Source organism: Geodermatophilus marinus (assembly GCF_003428645.1).
Classification (GTDB): Bacteria; Actinomycetota; Actinomycetes; order Mycobacteriales; family Geodermatophilaceae; genus Geodermatophilus.
Genome location: NZ_QVQH01000001.1, coordinates 1 through 21,837 on the forward strand (window position 1 = coordinate 1; position 21,837 = coordinate 21,837).

Below are 21,837 nucleotides of genomic sequence, written 5' to 3' on the forward strand. Positions count from 1 at the left end.
GCATCGGTAGAACCCGGCGCGGAATTCCCGCAGTCGATCGGCGGCCTCCGCGGCCGAGACCTCGCCAACGCCGCCTTGCGGGTGAACACTGTCCATCACGGCCACCGGTGATCGTTTGCAGCTCGCAACTCCAAAGGATCACCCGGTGGCCGCCCTCATGCCAGCCCCCGGATCACGGTCCTGTCATTCGAGGACCCACGGGGTTAAACGACAAGGTGAGCCGGCGGGACGCGCACGACCTCGAAGCCGGGGGACGCCGGCAGGGTCCCGTCGACGACCAGCGGCACGCCGGCCGGTCCCCCGACGACGCCCTGCTGCTCCAGCCGCGCCCGATCGGACGGGGAGAGCCGGGCGAGGAGGCGGTCCAGGGTCTCCGGCCGGATGCGGATCTCCCGCGGCGGTGCGGCCCCGGGCTGCCACGCGAACGCCAGGATGTCGGCGAGCGGGTCGGGTGCCGACCAGTGGTCCCGGCGTCCAGGGGGCGGTGCGGCGCCGCCGCGCGGCGCGCCGTCGACGGGTTCGCGCGGGACCGGGGCGGGCGGCCAGGCGTCGTCCGGGTGGCGGTCGGCGTCCCTCCGGGTCGGGGACCTGAGCATGGTGGGCTCCTCGTGCGGGTGCTGCACCCGGTCAACGTCCGGGTGCGTCCCAGCGTGCCCCCGGGTGCCGACGGTCCCGAGCGCGGTGAGCGGGGTGCACCTCCCGCGTCCGGGCACCCCGCTCAGGCGGCAGGGGTGCGCAGGCGCAGGGAAGGTGTCGACGCCGAGGACCCGGTGCACCGACCGGTCCCCTCGGGACAGGTGCGGGGCGGCCTCGGCCGACCCGACGAGGACCGGGCGCTCGACCGGGACGGCGCGGCCCTCGTGCTCCACGACCGCGGTGCCGGCGGCGAGCACGTCGCGCACCCGGCCCGCGCCCGGCTCAGGGCAGGCGCAGCACCCGGGCCTCCCAGGGGCGCAGGACGGCGGGGTCGTCGACGTCCAGGTTGCCCAGCACCAGGTCGGCGCCCCCGGCTTCCGGGAGCAGCTCCGCGAGCCGGTACTCGTGCCCGCTGACGTTGCAGACCACGAGCAGGGTGACGCCGCCGCGCGACCGCGTGAACGCGTAGACCGACTCGTGCTCGGGCAGCAGCATCGTGAAGTCCCCGAGCGCCACGACCGGGTCCTCGTGCCGCAGCGCGACCAGCCTCCGGTGGTGGGCGAGCACCGAGCGCGGGTCCTCCCGCTGGGCCTCGGCGTTCCACTCCGCGTGGTCGGGGTTGACCGCGATCCAGGGCGTCCCGGTGGTGAACCCGGCGTCCGGCGAGGCGTCCCACTGGACCGGCGTCCGGGCGTTGTCCCGGCTCATCCGGCGCAGCGCGCCGAGGACGGCCCCGGGCTCCTCGCCGTGCGCGACGGCCTGCGCGTAGTGGTTGAGCGACTCGACGTCGCGGAAGTCGTCCAGGTGCTCGAACGGGGCGTTGGCCATCCCCAGCTCCTCGCCCTGGTAGACGTAGGGCGTCCCGCGGTGCAGGTGCAGCAGGGTGGCCAGGCAGGTCGCCGAGTCCCGGCGGTGGCGCGGGGAGTCGTCCCCGAAGCGGGACACCGCCCGCGGCTGGTCGTGGTTGTCCCAGTAGAGGGAGTTCCAGCCGACGTCGGCCAGCCCGGCCTGCCAGCGCCCGAACGAGGCCTTGAGGTCGGTCAGCCGCAGCGGCCGCGGGGAGAACTTCGAGCCGTCGTAGTCCAGCTGGACGTGCTCGAACTGGAACACCATGTCCACCTCCTCCCGGGCCGGGTCGGTGAACAGGCGCGCCTCCTCCACGGTCACCCCGGGCATCTCGCCCACGAGCAGCAGCCGGTCGCGGTGCCCGGCGTACACCTCGCGGTGCATCTCCTGGAGGAACTCGTGGATCCGCGGCCCGCAGACGACCGAGGACGTCGCGTCGCCGTAGGGCAGGCCCGGGATCGGCGGGCCGTCGTGCAGCTCGCCCCCCGGCCCGACGTCCTTGCTGATCAGGTTGATGACGTCCATGCGGAACCCGTCGACCCCGCGGTCGAGCCACCACCGCATCATCTCGTACACCGCGTGCCGGACCTGCGGGTTCTCCCAGTTGAGGTCGGGCTGCTTGCGGTCGAACAGGTGCAGGTAGTACTCGCCGCTGGCCTCGTCGAGCTCCCAGGTGGAGCCGGAAAAAAAGGAGTGCCAGTTGGTCGGCTCGGCGCCCGGCTGGCCGGGGGCCATGCCGGCCCGGGGCGGGCGCCACCAGTACCAGTCCCGCTTGGGGGAGTCCGGCGCGGAGCGGCTCTCCGCGAACCACGGGTGCTCGTCGCTGGTGTGGTTGACCACCAGGTCCATGACCAGCTTCATCCCGCGCTCGTGCAGCGCCGCGATGAGCTCGTCGAGCTGCGCCAGGGTGCCGAAAGCCGGGTCGACGTCGGTGTAGTCGCTGATGTCGTAGCCGTTGTCGGCCTGCGGCGAGCGGTACACCGGCGAGAGCCACAGGACGTCGACGCCCAGGTCGGTCAGGTGGTCCAGGCGCCGGAGGACGCCGCCCAGGTCGCCGACGCCGTCGCCGTCGGAGTCCATGAACGAGCGCGGGTAGACCTGGTACACGACGGCGCGGGTCCACCACGGGGCGTCGTCGGGCTGCTCGGCGGTCACGGCCACCACCCCAGCACGGCGGTGCGGGCACCGCGCGCGGAGGGGGCGCGACGACGGGCCTCAGGACGGCGGGGGCGAGTGGTGCACCGCCTCCACGTTGTTGCCGTCGGGGTCGCGGAAGAAGCCGCCGTAGTAGCCGGGGTGGTACTCCGGCCACACCCGCGGCTCGTGCAGCACCTCCGCACCCGCCTGCCGGGCGAGGGCGGTCACCGCGTCCACCGCCGCCCGGGACGGCGCCAGCACCGCCAGGTGCACCGGCCGCTCGGAGCCCTCCACCAGGGGGCCCAGCCACAGCCGGGGCTGCCCGTCCGGCCCGGCCAGCCCCACGACCGGCCCGCCCGGTGCGTCGAACCGCATGGCCTGGCGGACCCCGCAGGGGGCGAACACCCGGGTGTAGAACGCGGCGGCCGCGTCCACGTCGGCGACCTGCAGGGCGAGGTGGTCGATCACGCCGCCGCACCGTAGCGGCGCCGGCCACCCCCGGGAAGCGGGACGCCGAGGGCGAAATCGCGTGCGACCTGTCGTACCCGTCGCCGACGATGGCCCCCGCACCCAGCCCCGCCGGCCCGACGAGGAGGCACCGCCATGCCCGCCCTGCCGCGTGCGCTCTCCCCGCTGCGGCACCGCCACTACCGCCTCCTGGCCCTGTCGCTGGCGCTGAGCCTGCTCGGCCAGGGGTTGTGGGCGATCGCCGTCGTCTGGCAGGTCGTCGCCCTCGGCGGGGGCCCGGCCGCGCTCTCCCTGGTCACCGGCCTGTCGGCCGGCGGCATGCTGGCCACCACGCTGCTCGGCGGCGCGCTGGCCGACCGGGTGCCGCAGCGGCGCATCCTGCTCGCCGTCGCGCTGCTGCAGGCGGGGGTGGTCGCGGCCGCCGCGGCGCTGTCCCTGGCCGGCGCCCTGTCCCTGGGGCACCTGGCCCTCGTCTCGCTCCTCGACGGCGTCGCGCTCGGCCTCTACTACCCGGCGTACTCCGCGCTGGTGCCGGCGCTCGTGCCGGAGGGCGACCTGCTGGCCGCCAACGGGCTGGAGGGCGTCGTCCGCCCGGTCCTCGCCCAGGCCGCGGGTCCGGCGGCGGCCGGCTTCCTCGTCGCCGCGCTCTCCCCGGGCGCGGCGCTGGCGGCCACGGCCGCCGCGGCGCTGGGCGCGGCCGCGTGCGTGGCCGCGCTGCCCACCACGCCCGTGCGGCGGGAGCTGCCCGCCGGCGGGGCGGTGCGCGGGCTGCTCCGCGACGTCCGGGAGGGCTTCGCCTACATGGTGCGGACGCCGTGGCTCCTGGCCACGCTGCTGTTCGCGTCCCTGATGCTGCTGGTCTTCATCGGCCCGTTCGAGGTCCTGGTCCCCTTCGCCGTGCAGGAGGCCGGCGGGGGGCCCAGCCAGCACGCCTGGGTGCTGGCCGCCTTCGGGGTCGGCGGGGCGGTGGGCTCGCTCGTCGTCGCCTCGCTGCGGCTGCCGCGCCGCTACCTGACGGTGATGAACGGGCTCTGGGGGCTCGGCTGCCTGCCGATGGTGGTCTTCGCCGTCACACGCGACCTGTGGCCGATGGTCCTCGCCGGCGCGGTCATGGGCGCGACGTTCCAGGCCGGCATGGTCATCTGGGGCACGCTCCTGCAGCGCCGCGTGCCGCCGGCGCTGCTCGGGCGGGTGTCCAGCCTCGACTTCTTCGTCTCGCTGAGCTTCATGCCGCTGTCGATGGCGCTGGCCGGGACGGTCGGCCAGGTCCTCGGTCTGGGCACCGTCTTCCTCCTCGCCGGGCTGGTGCCCCCGGTCCTGGCGGTGCTGGCCGTCCTCGCCGCGCGGATGCCGGAGGACGAGCTGGCCCACCCGCTGGACACCCCGCCGGTCGGCGGTCGGGCCCCGGCCGTGCCCGCGGAGGTCTGAAAGCCCCTCGGCTGCGACCGGTCCCGGCCGCTGTTTGGATGGGACGACCGCGCCGGGACCGCCCCGGCGCAGGAGGGAGAACCGTGGCCGAGCCCGCCCGCACGCGACCGGACGTCGACCCGCCGAGCGGCCCCGCTCCCGCCGACCTCGTCATCGAGGAGCTCATCGTCGGCGACGGCCCCGAGGCCACCCCCGGCAGCCTGGTCAGCGCCCACTACGTCGGCGTCACCCACGACGGCGGCGAGCAGTTCGACGCCTCCTGGGACCGCGGCGACCCGCTCGAGTTCCGGCTCGGCGTCGGCATGGTGATCCAGGGCTGGGACGAGGGCATCGCGGGGATGCGGGTCGGTGGGCGGCGGCGGCTGACCATCCCGCCGCACAAGGCCTACGGCGACCGGGGTGCCGGAGGGGTGATCGAGCCGGGCGCGACGCTGGTCTTCGTCGTCGACCTCATGGGCGTGCGGTGACCCACCGGCGGTGACCGGCTCGCGGGGCCCGGCGGCCCGGTCGCGGGCGGGATCCCCGGCCGGGCTCGCGCGCACCGGGGGCCGGCCGCGCCGGCCCCCGGTGCCCGGGTGGCCTACGTGGTCGCCGGGCCGCCCTGGTCGGTGCCCGAGATCTGCCGCAGCAGCTCGTGGCAGCGGCGGGCACGGGCGGAGTCCTGCTCCATGACCTCGCGGAAGAACGCCGCGACGTCGTCCAGGCCCGCGTTCTCCGCATCACGGACGTACTGGCCGTAGTCGTGCCCTGCCTTGAGCGAGTGGTACTGCACGGAGATCAGGTCGAACGTGACGTCCTCGAAGCCGGTCTCACCGGTGGCCATGGCCCCTCCTCGATCGGTGTGTGGCCTGCGTCCCCTCCGGTCCCCCGGCCGGCCGGTGGCGAAACGGACCGGTCCGTCTCAGGACCCCGGTGCCCGGGGGGAGGCGCCGCCGGTGACCTCCCCGCCGCCGGCGTCGTCCTGCTCGGTCCGCCCCGCGGCGAGCTCGTCCTCGCCGGTGGCCGACGGGTCGTCGCCGGCCGAGGCGAGGTCCGCGCCCTGCCCGGGCGCGCCCGGGTCGGCCTGCGTGGTGCGCGGGTCGTGGAGCGGGTCGGGGACGTCGGGGTCGGTGACGCTCATGGCCTCCCCCTGCCCGGGGGGATCGCGCGTCAACCCCTGGCCAAATACGTAACCCACGTGTTACACATGGCCGCGTGGAGGCGCTCGCGGCCCTCGCCGACCCCACCCGGCGGCAGCTCCTGGCGCTGCTGCGCGCGGGCGAGCAGCCCGCCGGCGAGCTCGCCGGCCGCTTCCCGGTGAGCCGTCCGGCGATCAGCCGGCACCTGCGCGTGCTGCGCGAGGCCGGGCTGGTCACCTGCCGGGAGGACGGGCGGCGGCGGCTGTACGCCCTCGACCTGCGCCCCCTGCAGGAACTCGACGACTGGCTGGAGCCCTACCGCGACCTGTGGGCCCGCCGGTTCGACGTGCTGGACACCGAGATCGCCCGCGGCCGGCGGGCGCGACGGGACGGAGGCCCCGCATGACCGCGCAGCACACGCACCCCCGGCGGGGGACGGTCACCGAGCTGCCCGACGGCCGACGCCGGCTGGAGTTCCGCCGGTCGTGGCCGGACCCGGTCGAGGACGTCTGGTCGGCCCTCACCGAACCCGAGCGGACGGTGCGCTGGATCGGCACCTACGACGGGCAGCGGGTGGTCGGCGGCGTCGGCACCTTCACCATGACCCAGGAGCTGGAGCCGGCGAGCGAGGAGGTGCGGATCGTCGAGTGCGAGCCGCCGCGCCGGCTGGTCGTCGAGTGGGTGGGTCAGGGCGACTGGCGGGTGGAGCTGGACCTGGTCCGCGAGGACGGGCGGACGGTGCTCACCTTCCGGCAGGACTTCGCCGCGGGGGCCGACGTCGCCGACGTCGCCGGTGGCTGGCACTGGTACCTCGACAAGCTCGACGCCGAGGTGACGGGGGGCGACGGCCCGGGGGAGTGGGAGCCGTTCTGGGCGGCGGTCGGGCCGCTCTACGGCCGCGGTCCCGCCTGATCCCGCGCGCCCAGGACCGGCACCGCCAGCGCGACGGCGTCCAGCGCGAGCCGGGCGGTGGCGGCGGTGCGGGCGGCGCGGTCGGTGCTCACCCGTCCGAGGGCGGCCCGGACCGCCCGGGCGGGCGCGGCGTGGCCGTCCGGGCGGGTGCCCGGCGGGCCTCGCACCAGGGACTTCCGTCCCATCGGGTAGACGTCTTATACGTAACATCTCTCACGGTTACAGTGAGCGTCCCCGCTTGTACGCTGACCGGACCCGGCCACGCCCGGCGCCGACGGCGGACGGCGGGCCGACGACACCGAGCACCCCTGCACGCGCGCCGGCGCACCCCGCCCGGCGGACCCAGAGGATGGAGACGCCGTGACCTCAGTGGCCACCCCCGGTCTGGACAACGCCCCCACCACGCACGCCCGGCTGCTGGCCTGGGTCCGGGAGATGGCCGAGCTGACCACCCCCGACCGCGTGGTCTGGGTGGACGGCAGCGACGAGGAGTGGGAGCGCCTCACCCAGCAGCTCGTCGACGCCGGCACGTTCACCCGCCTGGCGAGGAAGCCCAACTCCTTCTGGTGCGCCTCCGACCCCAGCGACGTCGCCCGGGTCGAGGACCGCACCTTCATCTGCTCGGTCGACGAGGCCGACGCGGGGCCCACCAACAACTGGATGGACCCGGGCGAGATGAAGTCGATCATGACCGAGCTCTACCGCGGGTGCATGCGCGGCCGGACGATGTACGTCATCCCGTTCTGCATGGGCCCGGTCGAGGCCGAGAACCCGATGTTCGGCGTGGAGCTGACCGACTCGGAGTACGTCGTCGTCTCGATGCGGGTCATGGCCCGCATCGGCAGCGCGATCCTCGAGGCGATGGGCACCGACCGGTCGTTCGTGCCGGCGATGCACTCGCTCGGCGCCCCGCTCGAGGCCGGTCAGCAGGACGTGCCCTGGCCCTGCAGCGACACCAAGTACATCGTGCACTTCCCCGAGGAGCGGGCCATCTGGTCCTACGGCTCCGGCTACGGCGGCAACGCGCTGCTGGGGAAGAAGTGCTACTCCCTGCGCATCGCCTCGGTGATGGCCCGCGACGAGGGCTGGCTCGCCGAGCACATGCTGATCCTCAAGCTGACCAGCCCCCAGCAGAAGACCTACTACATCGCCGCGGCCTTCCCCTCGGCCTGCGGCAAGACCAACCTGGCGATGCTCGAGCCGACCATCCCGGGCTGGAAGGTCGAGACCCTCGGGGACGACATCGCCTGGATGCGCTTCGGCGAGGACGGCCGGCTCTACGCGCTCAACCCCGAGTTCGGGCTCTTCGGCGTCGCCCCCGGCACCGGCTGGGACACCAACCCCAACGCGATGCGCACCATCGACAAGGGCAACTCGGTCTTCACCAACGTCGCCCTCACCGACGACGGCGACATCTGGTGGGAGGGCATGACCGACGAGCCGCCGGCGCACCTCACCGACTGGAAGGGCCGGGACTGGACGCCGGACTCCGACGAGCCCTCGTCCCACCCGAACAGCCGCTTCTGCACGCCGATCACCCAGTGCCCGATCCTCGCGCCCGAGTACGAGGACCCGAAGGGCGTGCCGATCTCGGCGATCCTCTTCGGCGGCCGGCGCAAGACCACCGTCCCCCTGGTCACCGAGGCCCGCGACTGGAACCACGGCGTCTTCATGGGGGCCACGCTGTCCTCGGAGACGACCGCGGCCGCCACCGGCGCGGTCGGCGTCGTCCGCCGCGACCCGTTCGCGATGCTGCCGTTCATCGGCTACAACGCCGGTGACTACTTCGGCCACTGGGTCGAGACCGGGAAGATGCACGACGCCGCGAAGCTGCCGCGCATCTTCTACGTGAACTGGTTCCGCCGCGACGAGGACGGCGGCTTCCTGTGGCCGGGCTTCGGCGAGAACAGCCGGGTGCTCAAGTGGGTCGTCGAGCGGCTCGAGGGCACCGCGGCGGCCGAGGAGACCGCGATCGGCCACGTGCCGACGCCGGACTCCCTCGACGTCTCCGGCCTCGACCTCTCCCGCGACCAGGTGGAGAAGGCGCTGGCCGTGGACGCCGACGAGTGGCGTGCCGAGGTCCCGCAGATCACCGAGTGGTTCGAGAAGTTCGGCGACAAGCTCCCCAGCACCATGTGGGACGAGCTGGAGATCCTCAAGCACCGGCTCGGCTGAAAGAGGACCACCCTTCCCCCCACGCCTCGCACGCTCGGCGCGGGCCCCTGACGGGTGGCCGACCCTGGGAGGGGGGCGCTCCGGCAGCTCGGCAGGCTCGGGGCCCCGCACCGGTCAACGGCGACCGGGGCGGGGCCCCGTCACGTCCGGGCCCCGTGCGGCACCCGTGCCGCGGCCCGCGTCCCGACCGGCCCGGGTGGCGCAGGTCGGTTAGCGTGGCCGGGCGTACGCACGCTCCCTCCACCTGAGACGACAGGTCCCTCGTGCCCAACCCGTACCTCCACGTGCTGCGCACGCCACACGCGCTGCCGATGGTGCTCGCCGCCTTCGTCGGGCGGCTCCCGCTGTCCATGGTGGGCCTGGGCTCGGTGCTGCTGATCGCCTCCGAGACCGGCTCCTACGGCTTCGGCGGTGCGGTCGCCGCCACCGGGGCCGTCACCACCGCGGTCTCCGGGCCGCTCATCGGCCGCTGGGCCGACACCCACGGGCAGCGCCGCACCCTGCTGCCGGTGGTGGCCGTCTTCGTCGCCGCCGGCTGCGTGTTCCTGCCGGCGGTCAAGAACGACTGGCCGACCTGGACCGTCTTCGCCTCCGCGGGGGTGGCCGGCGCCTGCATCCCGCCGGTGGCCTCCATGATCCGGGTCCGCTGGACCCACCTGCTGCGCGGGACGCACCGGCTGCCCACCGCCCTGGCCATGGAATCGGTGGTCGACGAGTTCGTCTTCATCGTCGGCCCGGTCCTGGTCACCTTCCTGTCCACCACCGGGCACGCGACCTCCGGCGTGGTCACCGCGTTCGTGCTCGCCGTCGTCGGCAGCCTGCTGTTCGCCGCGCAGGGCCGCACCGAGCCGCCCCCGCACGGGCACGAGGCCCGGTCCGGCCCCCGCGCGATCCGCAGCCCGGGGATCCGCGTGCTGTTCGTCGTGGGTGCCGCGGTCGGCGCGGTCCTCGGCACCCTGGAGATCGCGCTGGTGGCCTTCGCCGACGAGAGCGGCGCGATGTCGCTGTCCGGGGTGCTCATCGCCGCGCTGGCCGTCGGGTCGATGGCCAGCGGCATCGGCTGGGGCAGCGTGCACTGGCGGCACCCGCTGCGGCAGCGGCTGTCGGTGGCCCTCGTCCTGCTGACCGTGCTCAGCCTCCCGCTGCTGTTCGTCGGGAACGTCTGGGCGATGATCCCCTTCGTGGTCGTCGCCGGCGTGGCCGTCTCCCCGTCGCTCATCAGCTCCTTCACCCTCGCCGAGCTCCTGGTCCCGCGGTCGGCGACCACCGAGGCGTTCACCTGGATCGGGACCGCCCTGGGCCTCGGCGTGGCCGTCGGCGCCTCCCTGGCCGGTTGGGTGGTCGACACGGCCGGGGCCAACGCGGCGTTCACGGTCGCGACCGTCGCCGCGGCGGTGGCCGCCGTCGTGGTCGCCTCCTGCCAGCGCCTCCTGCACGTGCCCGCCGAGCACGCGGCCGCCCCGGCGATGGCGCGGTGAGGGCCGACGGGGGGGCGCCGGTCGGCCCCGGGCGCCCCGACGGGACCCGCACGATCGCCGAGGTGCTGGCCGAGGCCCGCAGCCGGATCCACCGCCTCGAGCCCGCCGAGGCCGCCGCCCGGGCCGCGGCGGGGGCCGTGCTGGTCGACACCCGGACCGGCGACCAGCGCGCCGCCGACGGGACCGTCCCCGGCGCGCTGGTCGTGGAGCGCAACCACCTCGAGTGGCGGTTCGACCCGGACAGCGACGCGCGGCTGCCCGAGGCCACCGGCCACGACGTCGAGGTCGTCCTGCTCTGCGACGAGGGCTACTCCTCCAGCCTGGCGGCGGACTCGCTGCGCGCCCTCGGCCTGCGGCGGGCGGCCGACGTCATCGGCGGCTTCCAGGCCTGGCGGGCCGCCGGGCTGCCCGTGACCCCGGGCGGCGCGGCCGGCCGGTGACCCGGCCCCGCCCGCTGGCCGGGGGTGGCCGCCGGCTCGGCGTCGCCCCCGAACGGCTCGCGCGCTGGCTCGACGGCGTCGCCGCCCGGCACGGCGCCCTCACCGCCGTCGCCGAGGACGCCGGCACGGTGCGCGCCGCGTGCGCCGACGGCACCGCCGTCACCCTCCGCGCGCCGTTCCCGTGGACCCCCGGGCCGGCGCTGCTGACGACCTTCACCGCGCAGGCCCGCGCCCCCCGGCGGGCGGGGGTGCTGCTGGTCCGGCGGGGGCGGTGGGCCGTCGGCGTGGTGGACGGCCCGGAGCTGGTCGCCTCGAAGGTGGGCTCCCGGCAGGTGCAGGGCCGCACCGCGGCCGGCGGCTGGAGCCAGCAGCGCTACGCGCGCCGGCGGGCGCACCAGGCCGACGCGGTGGTCGGGGCGGCGGCCGACACCGCTGCCCGCGTGCTGCTGCCGCACGCGGGGGAGCTGGCGGGCCTGTTCACCGGTGGCGACCGCGGCCTGGTCGACGCCGTCCTCGCCGACCCCCGCCTGCGGCCGCTGGCCGAGCGCCGGGCCGGCCGCGCCCTGGACGTCGGGGAGCCCACGAAGGCCGTCCTGCTCTCCACCCCCGCGCTGGTGCGGGCGGTCGAGGTGACCGTGGTCGAACCCGGCGACCGCCCGGGCTGACCGGCACCTCGGCGCCGGCGGCCCGGAGCAGCACCGACCGCACCGCGGAGTGACCGGCACCTCACGGTCGTGCAACGGCTGACCGGGGCTGCGGCGCGGGTGGTTGTGCCCTGGGGGGTTCCCTGTTCAGGTGGGGGCCGCCACGGAGGGAGGCAGATTGGACCTGCGCACGGACGCACGGGTCAGGACGGTGGGCAAGCTCGCGGCGACGGTGGTCGCCGCCGGCCTCCTCGTCGCGGGGCTCCTCTTCCCGTGGGTGGGCGGTCCCCTCTCGGTCGCCCAGCAGTCGACCAGCCTGCTCGGGGACCTCCCCGCCGAGCTGACCGTCGACCCGCCGCCTCCCAACACGGTGCTGCTCGCGGCCGACGGCGAGCCGATCACCTACTTCTACGACGAGAACCGGGACCCGGTCGGCGGCGACGAGATCGCCCCCGTCATGAAGGAGGCGATGGTCGCCATCGAGGACGCGCGCTTCTTCGGCCACCACGGCCTCGACGTCCAGGGCACCCTGCGCGCGCTGGTCACCAACCTGGCCGCCGGCGGCGTGGAGGAGGGCGGCTCGACGCTCACCCAGCAGCTGGTCAAGCAGACCCTGCTGCAGACCGCCGAGACCCCGGAGGAACGGCGCGCGGCGACCGAGCAGACCGTGGGCCGCAAGCTGCGCGAGGCCCGGGTCGCGCTGGCGCTCGAGGACGTCTACAGCAAGGACGAGATCCTCACCCGCTACCTCAACATCGTCTACTTCGGGCAGAACGCCTACGGCGTGCAGCCGGCCGCGCGGGCCTTCTTCGGCGTCGACGCCGCGGACCTCACCCTGACCCAGGCCGCGCTGCTGGCCGGGCTGGCGCAGAGCCCCACCTCGGACGACCCGTTCACCAACCCCGAGGCGGCCACCGACCGGCGCGACGAGGTCCTCTCCCGGATGGCCGAGCAGGGCTACATCAGCGCCGACGAGGCCGCCGCCGCGCAGGCGAGCCCGCTCGGGCTGTCCCCGGGCCCGGCCCCGCCGCGCGGCTGCGTGGAGGCCACGGTCGGCCCGTTCGTCTGCGACTTCGTGCAGCGCTACCTCGTCCAGGAGCTGGGCCTGACCCAGGAGGACCTCGACAACGGCGGCTACGTCGTCCAGACCACCCTGGACGTCGACCTGCAGCGCGCCGGGGACGCCGCGGTGCTGGGCAGCCTCCCCATGGGCGACTCGCTGGCCGGCATGTTCACCGCCGTGGAGCCGGGCACCGGGCACCTGCTGGCGATGAGCGTCAACCGGGTGTTCGGCTACGACCGGGCCGACCCGGCGCAGGAGTCCTACAACCTCAACGTGGCGCCGAGCCAGGGCTCGGGGTCCACCTACAAGGTCTTCGTCGCGGCGGCGGCGCTGGCCCGCGGCTACTCCAGCACCTACACGCTCACCACCTCCGACCCCTACGTCTCGCGGGTCTACCGCGACGGCAGCGGCCCCTACGACGTGGAGAACGCCGGCGCCTACCGCTCCACGCTGGACCTCACGACCGCCCTGTACCAGTCGTCGAACACCTACTTCCTCGCCCTGGAGGACGCCCTCGGCAGCGTGGAGGACCCGGTGCGGATGGCCGAGGCGATGGGCCTGTTCCAGTTCAACGACCCCGCCCTGCCGCAGCGGATCATCGACGAGAACCGCGGGTCGTTCACCTTCGGTTCGGAGGCGACGAGCCCGCTCGGGCTGGCCAGCGCCTACTCCACGCTGGCCGCGAGCGGGACCCGGTGCGACGTCGTCCCGGTGACCGCCGTCCTCGACCAGCACGGCGACCCCGCGGTCGGCCCGGACGGCGAGCCGCTGGCCCTCGGCGACCGCTGCACGCCCGAGGCGATCCCGCCGGGTGTGGCGACCACGCTGAACCAGATGTTGCGCAAGGACGTCGAGCCCGGCTTCCCGGGGCAGACGGGCCGGCGGGCCTACGTCCCGGGCCACCAGATCGCCGGCAAGACCGGGACCTCGCAGGACAACTACTCGGTGGCCTTCGTCGGGTACACGCCGGAGATCGCGGCCAGCGTCATGGTCCTCAACCCCAAGCGCAACGAGGACGTCGGCGGCTTCGGCGGCGGCAAGGGGGCGACCATCTGGCGCGACGCGATGGCGCCGGTGCTCGAGACCCGGGGCAGCGGCGAGTTCCCGCCCGCCGACCCGGTGGTGGAGAACGGCAACACGCGCCCGGTGCCCGGCTGCTCCTCGGTGCGGGCCTGCCAGGCGGCGCTGACCGACGCGGGTTTCGGGCACACCACGGTGCGCGTCGACAGCAGCCGGTCGGCGGGGACCTTCCTCGGCACCAGCCCGTCCCGCGGCGGGCGGGCGGTGCCCGGCCAGGTCGTGACCATCCTGGTGAGCAACGGGTCCGACTACGTCCCGCCGCCGCCCCCGCCCCCCGAGCCCGAGCCCGAGCCCGAGCCCCCGGCCACCGCGCCGGAGGAACCCGCCGGACCGCCGGCCGAGGAGCCGGCCCCGGCGCCGGCGCCGGAACGGCCGGCCGATCCGCCGGCCGACGGCGGCCCGCCGGACGAGGGGCCGCCGGCCGAGCCGCCGCCCGAGGGCGGCCCCCCCGCCGGCGGGGCGCCCGAGCCCGCACCGGCCGAGCCCCCTCCCCCCGGGCCGGCGCCGGCCGAGCCCGCACCGCCCGCGCCCGCGCCGGGGCCGCCGCCCGGGGGCTGACCGGAGCGGAGCCGCTCGTCGAGGGCCTGGGTGAGCAGCCACCCGCCGATCACGACCAGGTGGAGCAGCCAGAGCCACAGGCTGATCGCCACCACGGCGCCGACGACGTCCAGCCCGCCGAACGGCGCGCCGAGGGCCAGCGGCAGCGCGAGGAAGAGCACGAAGCCCTGCAGGAAGCCGGACAGGCAGGCGGCGGTGAACAGGACGCCGCAGAGCAGTGCCGTCCACCGGACCCGGCCGGCCGCGACCACCGCGTACCCCCAGAGCAGCGGCACGGTGAGCACGAACAGCACCGAGTAGTAGCCGAGCGCCAGGCTGCCCAGGGTGCGGTCCTGCTCCTGCAGGGCGGCCATCGCGGCGGCGGCGAGCAGGAGGGGGTACAGCAGCAGGGGGAAGGCGCCGACCAGGGGCAGCGCGAGCAGCCGGCCCCGCCACCCGGTCAGGGTGTCCCGGCGGGTCGTGAAGCGCAGCAGCGCGCGACGCAGCCCCTCCCCGTAGAGGGACAGCGGCAGCAGGGCGAGGGCGAAGGCCACCAGATCCAGGCCGACGCCGGCGTCGGCGAGCGCGCGCAGCGCCTGGGGGGCGCCGAGCTGGTCCGGCAGCACCTCGGCGAGCCGGTCGGAGAGCACCCGGACCCGCGCCGGGGAGGTGACGAGGGCGGTGAGCGAGAAGGCCACGAGCAGCAGGGGCACGACGGCGATGCCGGCGTAGAAGGTGAGCCCGGCGGCGATCAGGGCGAGGTCCCGCCCGTGCAACCGCGTCCGCACGCCGCGCAGCAGGCCCGCGGCCTCCGCGCGCAGCCGCCCCGGCCACCCGGCGCGCCGCCCGCCGCTCAGCACCGCTCCAGCAGGTGCCGCGCGGCCGCGTACCCGCCCAGGCCGCTGACCGCCCCGCCGCGCACCGTCCCGCCGGAGGAGGCCGCGACCACGCGCGGGTGGTCGGTGGCCACGCCCCAGGTGCCCTCCTCCTCCACCGTGCCCGCCACCGGCCAGGCGAGGTCGCCGTGGAAGATGTGCCCGCCCGGCATCGCCAGCGACGCCTCCACGTCCAGCGGCGAGGCAGCCTGCAGGCAGGGCTCCCCGTCGGCGTCACGGGCCAGGCAGTCCAGCAGCGGCTCGGCCAGGTGGGCGTCGAGCTGGTCGACGACCCGGCGCACCGCCTCCCGGCGGGTGCCGACCGGGTCGGCCCGGAACAGCGCCGCGGGGGTGTGCAGGCCGAACAGCGTCAGGGTCTGGTGGCCGGCGGCGCGCTCGGCCGGGCCGAGCACCGACGGGTCGGACAGCGAGTGGCAGTACACCTCGAAGGGGATGACGTCCGGCAGCCGGCCCGCGGCGGCCTGGGCGTAGGCGGCGTCGAGCTGGGCGGCGGACTCGTCGACGTGGAAGGTGCCGGCGAAGGCCACCGCCGGGTCGACGCCCGAGCGCAGCCGGGGGAGCCGGGCCAGGACCATGTTGACCTTCAGCTGGGCCCCCTCGGTGCCGTCCGCGGGCGGCCGGCCCAGCAGCCGGTCCACCACCGCCGGGGCGGCCCCGCAGACGACGTGCGCGGCGTCCGCGGCGTGCTCGGCGCCGTCGTCGTCGGTCCAGTGCACCGTGACGCCGTCCCGCCGCGGGTCGAGGCGGGTGACCGTGGCGCGGGTGAGCAGCTCGGCGCCGGCCGCGCGCGCGGCGGCCGCCATCGCGCCGCTGACGGCGCCCATGCCCCCGACCGGCACCCGCCAGCGGCCGGTGCCGTTGCCCACCACGTGGTAGAGTAAGCACCGCCCCGCCGCGGACCCGGGGTCGTGGACGTCGGCGAACGTGCCGATCAGGCCGTCGGTGAGCGACACCCCGCGGACGACGTCGGAGGCCAGCTCGTCGGCGACCACGTCGGCCAGCGGCCGCTCGCGCAGGTCGTGCCACAGGCCCGGGTCGCGCAGCCGGCCGGCCAGCGCGCCCGGCGACAGGAGCGGCTCGGTGAGGGTCGGGGCGAGGTCCTCGGCCAGCGCGGCCACCCGGCCGTAGAACCGCCGCCAGCCGGCGAACTCGGCGTCGGACCCGGTCAGCGCGCGGAACGACGCCTCGGTCGCCGGGCCCTCGTCGCGCTCGACCAGCAGGCCGGGCCCCCCGGGGACGGCGGTGTAGGAGGCCACCGCGCGGTCGGCGAGGGTGATCTCCAGGTCCAGGTCGGCGACGATGCGGTCGGGCAGCAGGCTGACCAGGTACGAGTAGGCCGACAGCCGGACGTCGACGCCGGGGAAGACCTGGCGGCTGACGGCGGCGCCGCCCACCCGCTCGAGCCGCTCGAGCACCAGCACCGAGCGGCCCGCCCCCGCCAGGTAGGCCGCGGCGACCAGCCCGTTGTGCCCCGCCCCGACCACCACGGCGTCGTACCTGCTGCGCGCGTCCACCGGCGGACCGTAGCCGTCCCTGCCCGGCAGGGGGTCAGGTGGGCGAGCCGGGCTCCTCGTCGGCGCAGTCCGCCTCGTCCGCGACACCCGCCTCGGCGGCGCCGCACTCGGTGGTGCCGCGTTCGAGGTCGGTGTTGTCGCCGCAGCCGGCCAGCGGGCCGGCGAGGGCCCCGGTGAGGGCCAGGGCGGCGAGGAGACGCTTGAGGTCCATGGGGCTTCTGCTGCCCACTGCGGGCCGGACGTGAACCCCGGCCGCCCCACCGGCCCCGGGCGTCCCGCCGACCTGCGGGAACCGGGCGGGAGTCCACGAGATCACCTGCGTGCCGTTGTCACGACCGGGTCACGGCCATTACTTTCCGTGTGTCTGAGGGGGCGCTCAGTCACCGAAATGGGTGACACCCCCCGGACGCCGCCGGCCGCGCCGGGCGCTTGCCGCCCGGACCGTCAGCCCACCGGTAGGCGGCTCGAGGGAGTGAGGGAGAGCCGCCGTCCCATGGCGACGCCGCGTACCGCCGCCCGGCTGACCGCCGCCCTGGCGGTCACCCTGTCCGTCGCGCTCCTCCCGGCGCCGGCCGGGGCCGAGGAGCCGGGCACCGCGCAGGAGGCGGCCGCCCTGGTGGCCGCCCGCGGGCACGCCCTCGAGGCGGTCACCGAGCAGTTCAACGAGGCCCGCGAGGTCCTCCGCGCCGAGCAGGCCGCCGCCGAGCAGGCCGCCGCGGAGGTGCAGGAGGCCGCCGCCGCGGCCGCCGCGGCGCGCGAGCAGGTGCGCGGCATCGCGCGCACCGCCTACACCGGCGAGAGCATGGGCTCGCTGCAGGCGCTCATGACCAGCGACTCGGCGGACGAGTTCGTCAACCGCGTCGGTCTGCTGCAGACCGTCGCCGGGCACCAGAACGCCCTCCTCGGCCAGGCGGCGGCCGCCGGGGAGGCCGCGGCCGCGGCCCAGGCCGTCGCCGACCGGGCGGCCGGCGAGGCGCAGCAGCAGTACGACGCCGTCGCCGCCCAGCAGTCCGCGCTCGAGGCCGAGATCGCCGCCTACCAGGCGGACTTCGCCCGCCTCTCGGCCGAGGAGCGGCGGGCCGCGGTGGAGCTGGCCGCCACCCACGCGGTCGGTGGGGAGGAGGAGCGGGCCAGCCGCTCGGCGGCTCGCGAGGAGCCCGCGCCGTCGGCCCCGGTGGTGGCCGACAGCGGGGCCGCCCAGACGGCGGTCGACACCGCGATGGCCCAGCGGGGCAAGCCCTACGTGTGGGCGGCGTCGGGCCCGGGCTCCTACGACTGCTCGGGGCTGGTGCAGTACGCCTTCGCCGCCGCCGGCATCCGCCTCCCGCACTCGAGCCGGATGCAGTCGACGATGGGGCAGGCCGTCTCCCGCGCCGACCTGCGCCCCGGTGACCTGGTGTTCTTCTACAACCCGGTCAGCCACGTGGGCATCTACATCGGCAACGGGCAGATGGTGCACGCGCCCACCTCGGGGGACGTGGTGAAGGTCGCCGGCATCGACGTGATGGGCAGCTACGCCGGGGCCCGCCGCATCGCCGCCTGACGGGCCGCCCGCGCGGTGTGCGCCGGCCGTCGCGGACCGGCGCGCGTTGACGCCCGCGCGCGGATGGTGAACACTGCTCTCGTATCTGATCAGTGCTCACAGCGAGGAGGCGGTCGTGGCGCAGACCTGGCAGTGGGCCTGGGCGCTCGTGGCGTTCGGGGCGGAGCTGGCGGCCCTCGGTGCGCTGGCGTGGTGGGGCGCCACGACCGGCGGGACGACCGCGTTGCGGTGGGTGCTGGCGATCGGCCTGCCGCTCGCCGTCGCGGCGGCCTGGGGGCTGTTCGCCGCGCCGCAGGCGGTGGTGCAGGTCCTCGTCCTGGCCGTCCTGACCAAGGTCGTCGTCTTCGGCGCCGCCGTCCTGGCCCTGCTGGGCGCGGGGGCGCCCCGGCTGGCCGCCGTCCTCGCCGTCGCGGCGGTGCTCGGCACCGTGCTCTCCGGGCCGCTGACCGCCCAGCAGCCGCCGGACCCGGTCAGCGCCCCGGCGGTCCGCTGACCTGCTGCAGCAGGCCCCAGACGAAGCGCGCCCGCACGCCACCCGGCAGCTCCACCTCCCAGCGGGTGACCACGCCCGGGTCCACGCCGCGCGCGCCGGGCAGGCCCACCACGTCGTCGAGCACGTGCTCCCAGACCAGCAGCCGGCCGGCGCTCGCGCGGGGGACGGGGGAGCCGGGCGCCCGGACCAGGTGCTCCTCGAGCACCGACCCGCCCGGGCCGGTCAGCACCTCCCAGGACAGGTGCGGCCACAGCGGCAGCGGCCAGCGGCGCACCTGCAGGTCCAGGTCGCCGAACCGGCGGTCGGCCACCTGCGCGGCGGGTCCGAGGACGGCGGTGCGCAGGGCCAGCCCCCGAGGGGCCCGGCGCGAGTGCTGGAGCCCCTGCCAGCGGGTCTGCGCGGCGTGCGCCTCGGCCCGGGTGGCCCCCAGCCGGGGCAACGCCTCGGCAACCAGGTCGGGGCGCAGGTCGGCCATCCGGCGCAGCAGCACGAGGCAGAACTCCCGCCGCGCCAGACCCCGCACGACCGACGACCCTGCCAGCATCCGGGCGTGCTCATCCCACCGGCCACCGCGGCGGCCATCATGGACGGCGCCGTCACGCTCGCCTTCCGCCGCTGGGACCGGCCCCGGGTGCGGCCGGGTGGCACCCAGCGGACGTCGGCCGGCGTCGTCGAGTTCGGCGAGGTCGTCGAGGTCGACCCCGGTGCCCTCACCGAGGCCGACGCCGCAGCCGCCGGCGTGCCGTCGCTGGCGCAGCTGCTGCGGCTGCTCGAGCGGCGGGGCGGTGCGCACGTCTACCGGGTCCGGGTGCGCGGGGCGGGGGCCGACCCGCGGGTGGTGCTGCGCGAGCAGGAGCAGCTGACCGCCGCCGACCGCGCCGCCATCGACGCCCGGCTGGCCCGGTGGGACGCGGCGTCCCGGTCCGGCCCGTGGACCCGCGCGGTGCTGGCGCTCGTCGCGGAACGTCCCGGGGTGCGGGCGCCCGACCTCGCGGCGACCCTGGGGCGGGAGGTGCTCCCGTTCAAGCGGGACGTCCGCAAGCTGAAGGAGATCGGCCTCACCCGCAGCCTAGCCGTCGGGTACGAGCTGTCCCCTCGGGGCCGCGCCTACCTCTCCCGCGGCGGTGGGACCATGGGCCGGTGACCCCCCGCGCCACCGCCCTCGCCTTCCGCGCCGTCGCCCTCGCCGAGGCGTGCTCCTGGGTCGGGCTGCTGTTCGGCATGTTCGTCAAGTGGGTGCTCGGCACGTCCGAGCGCGGCGTGCAGATCTTCGGGCCGATCCACGGCGGCATCTTCATCGCCTACGTCGTGCTCGCCGTCGTGGCCGCCCGGGTGCTGCGCTGGGAGCCGCGCACCACGCTGCTCGCCCTCGCCGCCTCGGTCCCGCCCCTGGCCACCCTGTGGTTCGACCGGTGGGCCACCCGCACCGGCCGGCTCCCGCTGCCGGAGCCCGTGCCCACGTCCTGAGCCGCGGGACGCCGGCCCCCTCGCTACCGTCCCGGCATGCCCGAGCCCGTCCTGCCGTCCACCGCCCGCACGCTGCTGGCCCGCACCGCGCGGGTGCAGCGCGACAGCCGCGCGCCGTCCCTCGTGGCCGGCGTGGTGCGCGACGGCGGGCTGGCCTGGTCGGCCGGCCGCGGCGACGTCCCCGAGCCGCACGCGGACGTGCAGTACCGGCTGGGCTCGATCAGCAAGACGGTCACCGCGGTGGCGGTGCTGCGGCTGCGCGACGAGGGCCGCGTGCACCTCGACGACCCGCTGGAGCGGCACGTGCCCGGCACGCCGCTGCGGGACCGGACGGTCGGCCAGCTGCTGGCGCACGTGGCCGGCGCGGCGGCCGAGAGCCCGGGTGGCTGGTGGGAGCGCACCCCCGGCGGTCGGCTGGAGGAGCTCGCCCTGGCCGAGGAGCACGTCGTCCTCGGTGCCGCCCGCCGGTTCCACTACTCCAACCTCGGGTTCGGCCTGCTCGGCGAGCTGGTGGCCCGGCTGCGGGGCCGGTCCTGGGAGGACGTCGTCCGCGCCGAGGTGCTGGAGCCGCTGGGCATGGCCCGCACCACGCCGCGGCCGGCGGCCCCCGCGGCCGAGGGCCACGCGGTGCACCCGTGGGCCGACGTCGTCCTCCCCGAGCCCGAGCACGACGCCGGGGTGATGGCCGCCGCCGGCCAGCTGTGGGCGACCCTCGCCGACCTCGGCCGCTTCGCCGCCTTCCTGCTCGGCGACACCGGCGACGTGCTCGACCCCGCCACCCTGGAGGAGATGACCGTGCCGGCCGGCGTGGACCCGTCCGCTCCGGGGTGGTCGGCCTACGGGCTGGGCCTGCAGGTGCTGCGGGTGGACGGCCGCACCCTGGTCGGCCACGGCGGCTCGATGCCCGGCTTCCTGGCCGGGGTCTTCGTCGACCGGGAGGAGCAGGCGGGCGCCGTGTCGCTGGCGAACACGACCAGCGGCCTGGACCCGCTGCTGCCCGGCCTGCTCGCCGACCTGCGCGCGGCCGAGCCGCGGGTGGTGGAGCCGTGGCGGCCCTCGCCGCCCGCCCTGCCGCTGGAGACGCTCGGCATCTGGTACTGGGGGCCGGCGCCGCACGTCCTGCGCGCGCTGCCCGGCGGGCTGCTGCACCTGGGCCCGCTACCGGGCCGGGCGGGGCGGGCCAGCCGGTTCGCCCGCCGGGACGACGGCACGTGGGTGGGCCTGGAGGGCTACTACGCCGGCGAGCCGCTGCGGATCGCCGAGGACCACCTGGACCTCGGGACCTTCGTGTTCACCCGCGAGCCCTACGACCCGACCGCCCCGGTGCCCGGCGGCGTCGACGAGGGCGGCTGGCGGGCCTGAGCCCGGCGGGTGCTGCGGGCTCCGGTCAGGCCCGGTCGAAGGCGTCCATCGTCGTCTTCACCACCGCGGCGTAGGCCACGTGCGGGACGACGTCGCTGGCCCAGTCGGTGGCCGACCACGACCGCGGGTCGGTGATGCCCAGGACGGTCATCGGCCCGTTGGCGGCCACCAGCACGCCGAGGGTGGTGAGCAGCGTGCCCACCAGTGGCTGGGACCGGTAGCCGGCCGCCCGCACCAGGCCCACGGCGACCCCGACGCCCACGCCGGCGGCCAGCCCGGTCATCGGGCCGAGGCCCTGCACCCGGTTCTGGCGGGTCTCCTCGTCGCCGGGGATGCCGACGTGCGCCTTCTCCGCCAGCTTCTCGACGGTCCGCTCGGGCGTGGAGCTGCTGCCCCGCCCACGCACCACCATGTCGAGGTAGGTCACGGCGTTGAGGGCGGTCGTGCCGGCGGCGCCGGCGGCGGCCCCGCGCAGTGCCCAGCCGAGCACGCTGATGCCGCGCCGGCCCGTGCCGAGGGTCCCGATCGGGGTCTGCTTCGCCATGGCGCGCCCCTACCCCGCGGCCCGGCCGGCCACGCCGGACGTCGCGCCGGTGGCGC

The 21,837-nt window shown here is 76.3% G+C and carries 24 protein-coding genes and 1 pseudogene; 14 read left to right on the top strand and 11 right to left on the bottom strand.

Annotated features, from left to right (window positions below; translation table 11 throughout):
* Positions 1–203: 203 nt before the first annotated feature.
* From D0Z06_RS25050 to D0Z06_RS00015, 3 genes are all read right to left on the bottom strand, one after another.
* Positions 204–596, bottom strand: a complete 393-nt coding sequence (locus tag D0Z06_RS25050) for a hypothetical protein (protein WP_147331959.1) — start codon at positions 594–596, stop codon at positions 204–206.
* 322 nt (positions 597–918) lie between these two features.
* On the bottom strand, positions 919–2,637 hold the full coding sequence (locus D0Z06_RS00010) for a glycoside hydrolase family 13 protein (protein ID WP_117375734.1): 1,719 nt from the start codon (positions 2,635–2,637) through the stop codon (positions 919–921).
* A 60-nt stretch (positions 2,638–2,697) separates the two neighbouring features.
* Positions 2,698–3,087, bottom strand: coding sequence for a VOC family protein (locus D0Z06_RS00015; protein ID WP_117375354.1), 390 nt, complete (start codon positions 3,085–3,087; stop codon positions 2,698–2,700).
* 135 nt (positions 3,088–3,222) lie between these two features.
* Between D0Z06_RS00015 and D0Z06_RS00020 the strand changes: the two genes are divergently transcribed.
* Positions 3,223–4,515, top strand: coding sequence for an MFS transporter (locus D0Z06_RS00020; protein ID WP_117375355.1), 1,293 nt, complete (start codon positions 3,223–3,225; stop codon positions 4,513–4,515).
* A gap of 83 nt (positions 4,516–4,598) precedes the next feature.
* Positions 4,599–4,982 carry an FKBP-type peptidyl-prolyl cis-trans isomerase gene (locus D0Z06_RS00025; protein WP_117375356.1) on the top strand — a complete coding sequence of 128 codons (384 nt, stop codon included), beginning with the start codon at positions 4,599–4,601 and terminating at the stop codon, positions 4,980–4,982.
* Positions 4,983–5,095: 113 nt separating this feature from the next.
* Here D0Z06_RS00025 and D0Z06_RS00030 read toward each other — a convergent pair whose 3' ends face one another.
* Positions 5,096–5,338, bottom strand: coding sequence for an acyl carrier protein (locus D0Z06_RS00030; RefSeq protein ID WP_117375357.1), 243 nt, complete (start codon positions 5,336–5,338; stop codon positions 5,096–5,098).
* A gap of 78 nt (positions 5,339–5,416) precedes the next feature.
* Positions 5,417–5,635: a hypothetical protein gene (locus D0Z06_RS00035; protein ID WP_117375358.1), complete on the bottom strand. Its 219-nt coding sequence runs from the start codon at positions 5,633–5,635 to the stop codon at positions 5,417–5,419.
* Positions 5,636–5,709: 74 nt separating this feature from the next.
* Here D0Z06_RS00035 and D0Z06_RS00040 point away from each other — a divergent pair, with 74 nt between their 5' ends.
* Both D0Z06_RS00040 and D0Z06_RS00045 read left to right on the top strand, forming a co-directional pair.
* On the top strand, positions 5,710–6,039 hold the full coding sequence (locus D0Z06_RS00040; RefSeq protein ID WP_117375359.1) for an ArsR/SmtB family transcription factor: 330 nt from the start codon (positions 5,710–5,712) through the stop codon (positions 6,037–6,039).
* Entirely contained in the window at positions 6,036–6,545 is a 510-nt protein-coding gene (locus D0Z06_RS00045; RefSeq protein ID WP_117375360.1) for an SRPBCC domain-containing protein, read from the top strand. Before D0Z06_RS00040 ends, D0Z06_RS00045 begins: the two co-directional genes overlap by 4 nt.
* Here the strand turns inward: D0Z06_RS00045 and D0Z06_RS00050 are convergent.
* Positions 6,524–6,730, bottom strand: coding sequence for a hypothetical protein (locus D0Z06_RS00050; protein WP_117375361.1), 207 nt, complete (start codon positions 6,728–6,730; stop codon positions 6,524–6,526). The two genes, D0Z06_RS00045 and D0Z06_RS00050, sit on opposite strands and share 22 nt — an antisense overlap.
* A gap of 175 nt (positions 6,731–6,905) precedes the next feature.
* Between D0Z06_RS00050 and D0Z06_RS00055 the strand changes: the two genes are divergently transcribed.
* From D0Z06_RS00055 to D0Z06_RS00075, 5 genes are all read left to right on the top strand, one after another.
* On the top strand, positions 6,906–8,720 hold the full coding sequence (locus D0Z06_RS00055) for a phosphoenolpyruvate carboxykinase (GTP) (RefSeq protein WP_117375362.1): 1,815 nt from the start codon (positions 6,906–6,908) through the stop codon (positions 8,718–8,720).
* 263 nt (positions 8,721–8,983) lie between these two features.
* Positions 8,984–10,198, top strand: coding sequence for an MFS transporter (locus tag D0Z06_RS00060; RefSeq protein WP_117375363.1), 1,215 nt, complete (start codon positions 8,984–8,986; stop codon positions 10,196–10,198).
* A complete protein-coding gene (locus D0Z06_RS00065) occupies positions 10,195–10,638 on the top strand; it encodes a rhodanese-like domain-containing protein (RefSeq protein ID WP_117375364.1) in 444 nt (147 codons plus the stop codon). Before D0Z06_RS00060 ends, D0Z06_RS00065 begins: the two co-directional genes overlap by 4 nt.
* Positions 10,635–11,303, top strand: a complete 669-nt coding sequence (locus D0Z06_RS00070) for an acVLRF1 family peptidyl-tRNA hydrolase (RefSeq protein ID WP_117375365.1) — start codon at positions 10,635–10,637, stop codon at positions 11,301–11,303. The genes D0Z06_RS00065 and D0Z06_RS00070 overlap by 4 nt, the downstream gene beginning before the upstream one ends.
* A 190-nt stretch (positions 11,304–11,493) precedes the next feature.
* Positions 11,494–13,983, top strand: a complete 2,490-nt coding sequence (locus tag D0Z06_RS00075; protein ID WP_233517355.1) for a penicillin-binding protein — start codon at positions 11,494–11,496, stop codon at positions 13,981–13,983.
* 23 nt (positions 13,984–14,006) lie between these two features.
* Here the strand turns inward: D0Z06_RS00075 and D0Z06_RS00080 are convergent.
* From D0Z06_RS00080 to D0Z06_RS25165, 3 genes and pseudogenes are all read right to left on the bottom strand, one after another.
* Positions 14,007–14,822: pseudogene (locus D0Z06_RS00080) on the bottom strand (YhjD/YihY/BrkB family envelope integrity protein); the annotation flags it as partial.
* Positions 14,816–16,372 (bottom strand): phytoene desaturase family protein, encoded by a 1,557-nt coding sequence (locus tag D0Z06_RS00085; RefSeq protein ID WP_117375367.1) that lies wholly within the window; start codon positions 16,370–16,372, stop codon positions 14,816–14,818. The pseudogene D0Z06_RS00080 and the gene D0Z06_RS00085, both read right to left, overlap by 7 nt.
* A 34-nt stretch (positions 16,373–16,406) precedes the next feature.
* A complete protein-coding gene (locus D0Z06_RS25165; protein WP_158579839.1) occupies positions 16,407–16,583 on the bottom strand; it encodes a hypothetical protein in 177 nt (58 codons plus the stop codon).
* Between the two features lie 282 nt (positions 16,584–16,865).
* Between D0Z06_RS25165 and D0Z06_RS00090 the strand changes: the two genes are divergently transcribed.
* Both D0Z06_RS00090 and D0Z06_RS00095 read left to right on the top strand, forming a co-directional pair.
* Positions 16,866–17,915 (top strand): C40 family peptidase, encoded by a 1,050-nt coding sequence (locus D0Z06_RS00090; protein ID WP_117375368.1) that lies wholly within the window; start codon positions 16,866–16,868, stop codon positions 17,913–17,915.
* A gap of 115 nt (positions 17,916–18,030) precedes the next feature.
* Complete coding sequence (locus D0Z06_RS00095) at positions 18,031–18,408, top strand: DUF2568 domain-containing protein (protein WP_158579840.1); 378 nt, start codon at positions 18,031–18,033, stop codon at positions 18,406–18,408.
* Here D0Z06_RS00095 and D0Z06_RS00100 read toward each other — a convergent pair.
* A complete protein-coding gene (locus D0Z06_RS00100) occupies positions 18,386–18,952 on the bottom strand; it encodes a hypothetical protein (RefSeq protein ID WP_117375370.1) in 567 nt (188 codons plus the stop codon). The two genes, D0Z06_RS00095 and D0Z06_RS00100, sit on opposite strands and share 23 nt — an antisense overlap.
* 6 nt (positions 18,953–18,958) lie before the next feature.
* Between D0Z06_RS00100 and D0Z06_RS00105 the strand changes: the two genes are divergently transcribed.
* Genes D0Z06_RS00105 through D0Z06_RS00115 form a run of 3 tightly spaced genes read left to right on the top strand, consistent with a single transcriptional unit; the run spans position 18,959 to position 21,237 of the window.
* Positions 18,959–19,552, top strand: coding sequence for a hypothetical protein (locus D0Z06_RS00105; protein ID WP_199522035.1), 594 nt, complete (start codon positions 18,959–18,961; stop codon positions 19,550–19,552).
* Positions 19,549–19,875, top strand: coding sequence for a DUF3817 domain-containing protein (locus D0Z06_RS00110; protein ID WP_117375371.1), 327 nt, complete (start codon positions 19,549–19,551; stop codon positions 19,873–19,875). The genes D0Z06_RS00105 and D0Z06_RS00110 overlap by 4 nt, the downstream gene beginning before the upstream one ends.
* A gap of 36 nt (positions 19,876–19,911) precedes the next feature.
* On the top strand, positions 19,912–21,237 hold the full coding sequence (locus tag D0Z06_RS00115) for a serine hydrolase domain-containing protein (protein ID WP_117375372.1): 1,326 nt from the start codon (positions 19,912–19,914) through the stop codon (positions 21,235–21,237).
* Between the two features lie 25 nt (positions 21,238–21,262).
* On the opposite strand, the gene D0Z06_RS00120 is transcribed toward D0Z06_RS00115, so the two are convergent.
* Entirely contained in the window at positions 21,263–21,781 is a 519-nt protein-coding gene (locus D0Z06_RS00120; protein WP_199522036.1) for a hypothetical protein, read from the bottom strand.
* Positions 21,782–21,837 lie beyond the last annotated feature (56 nt).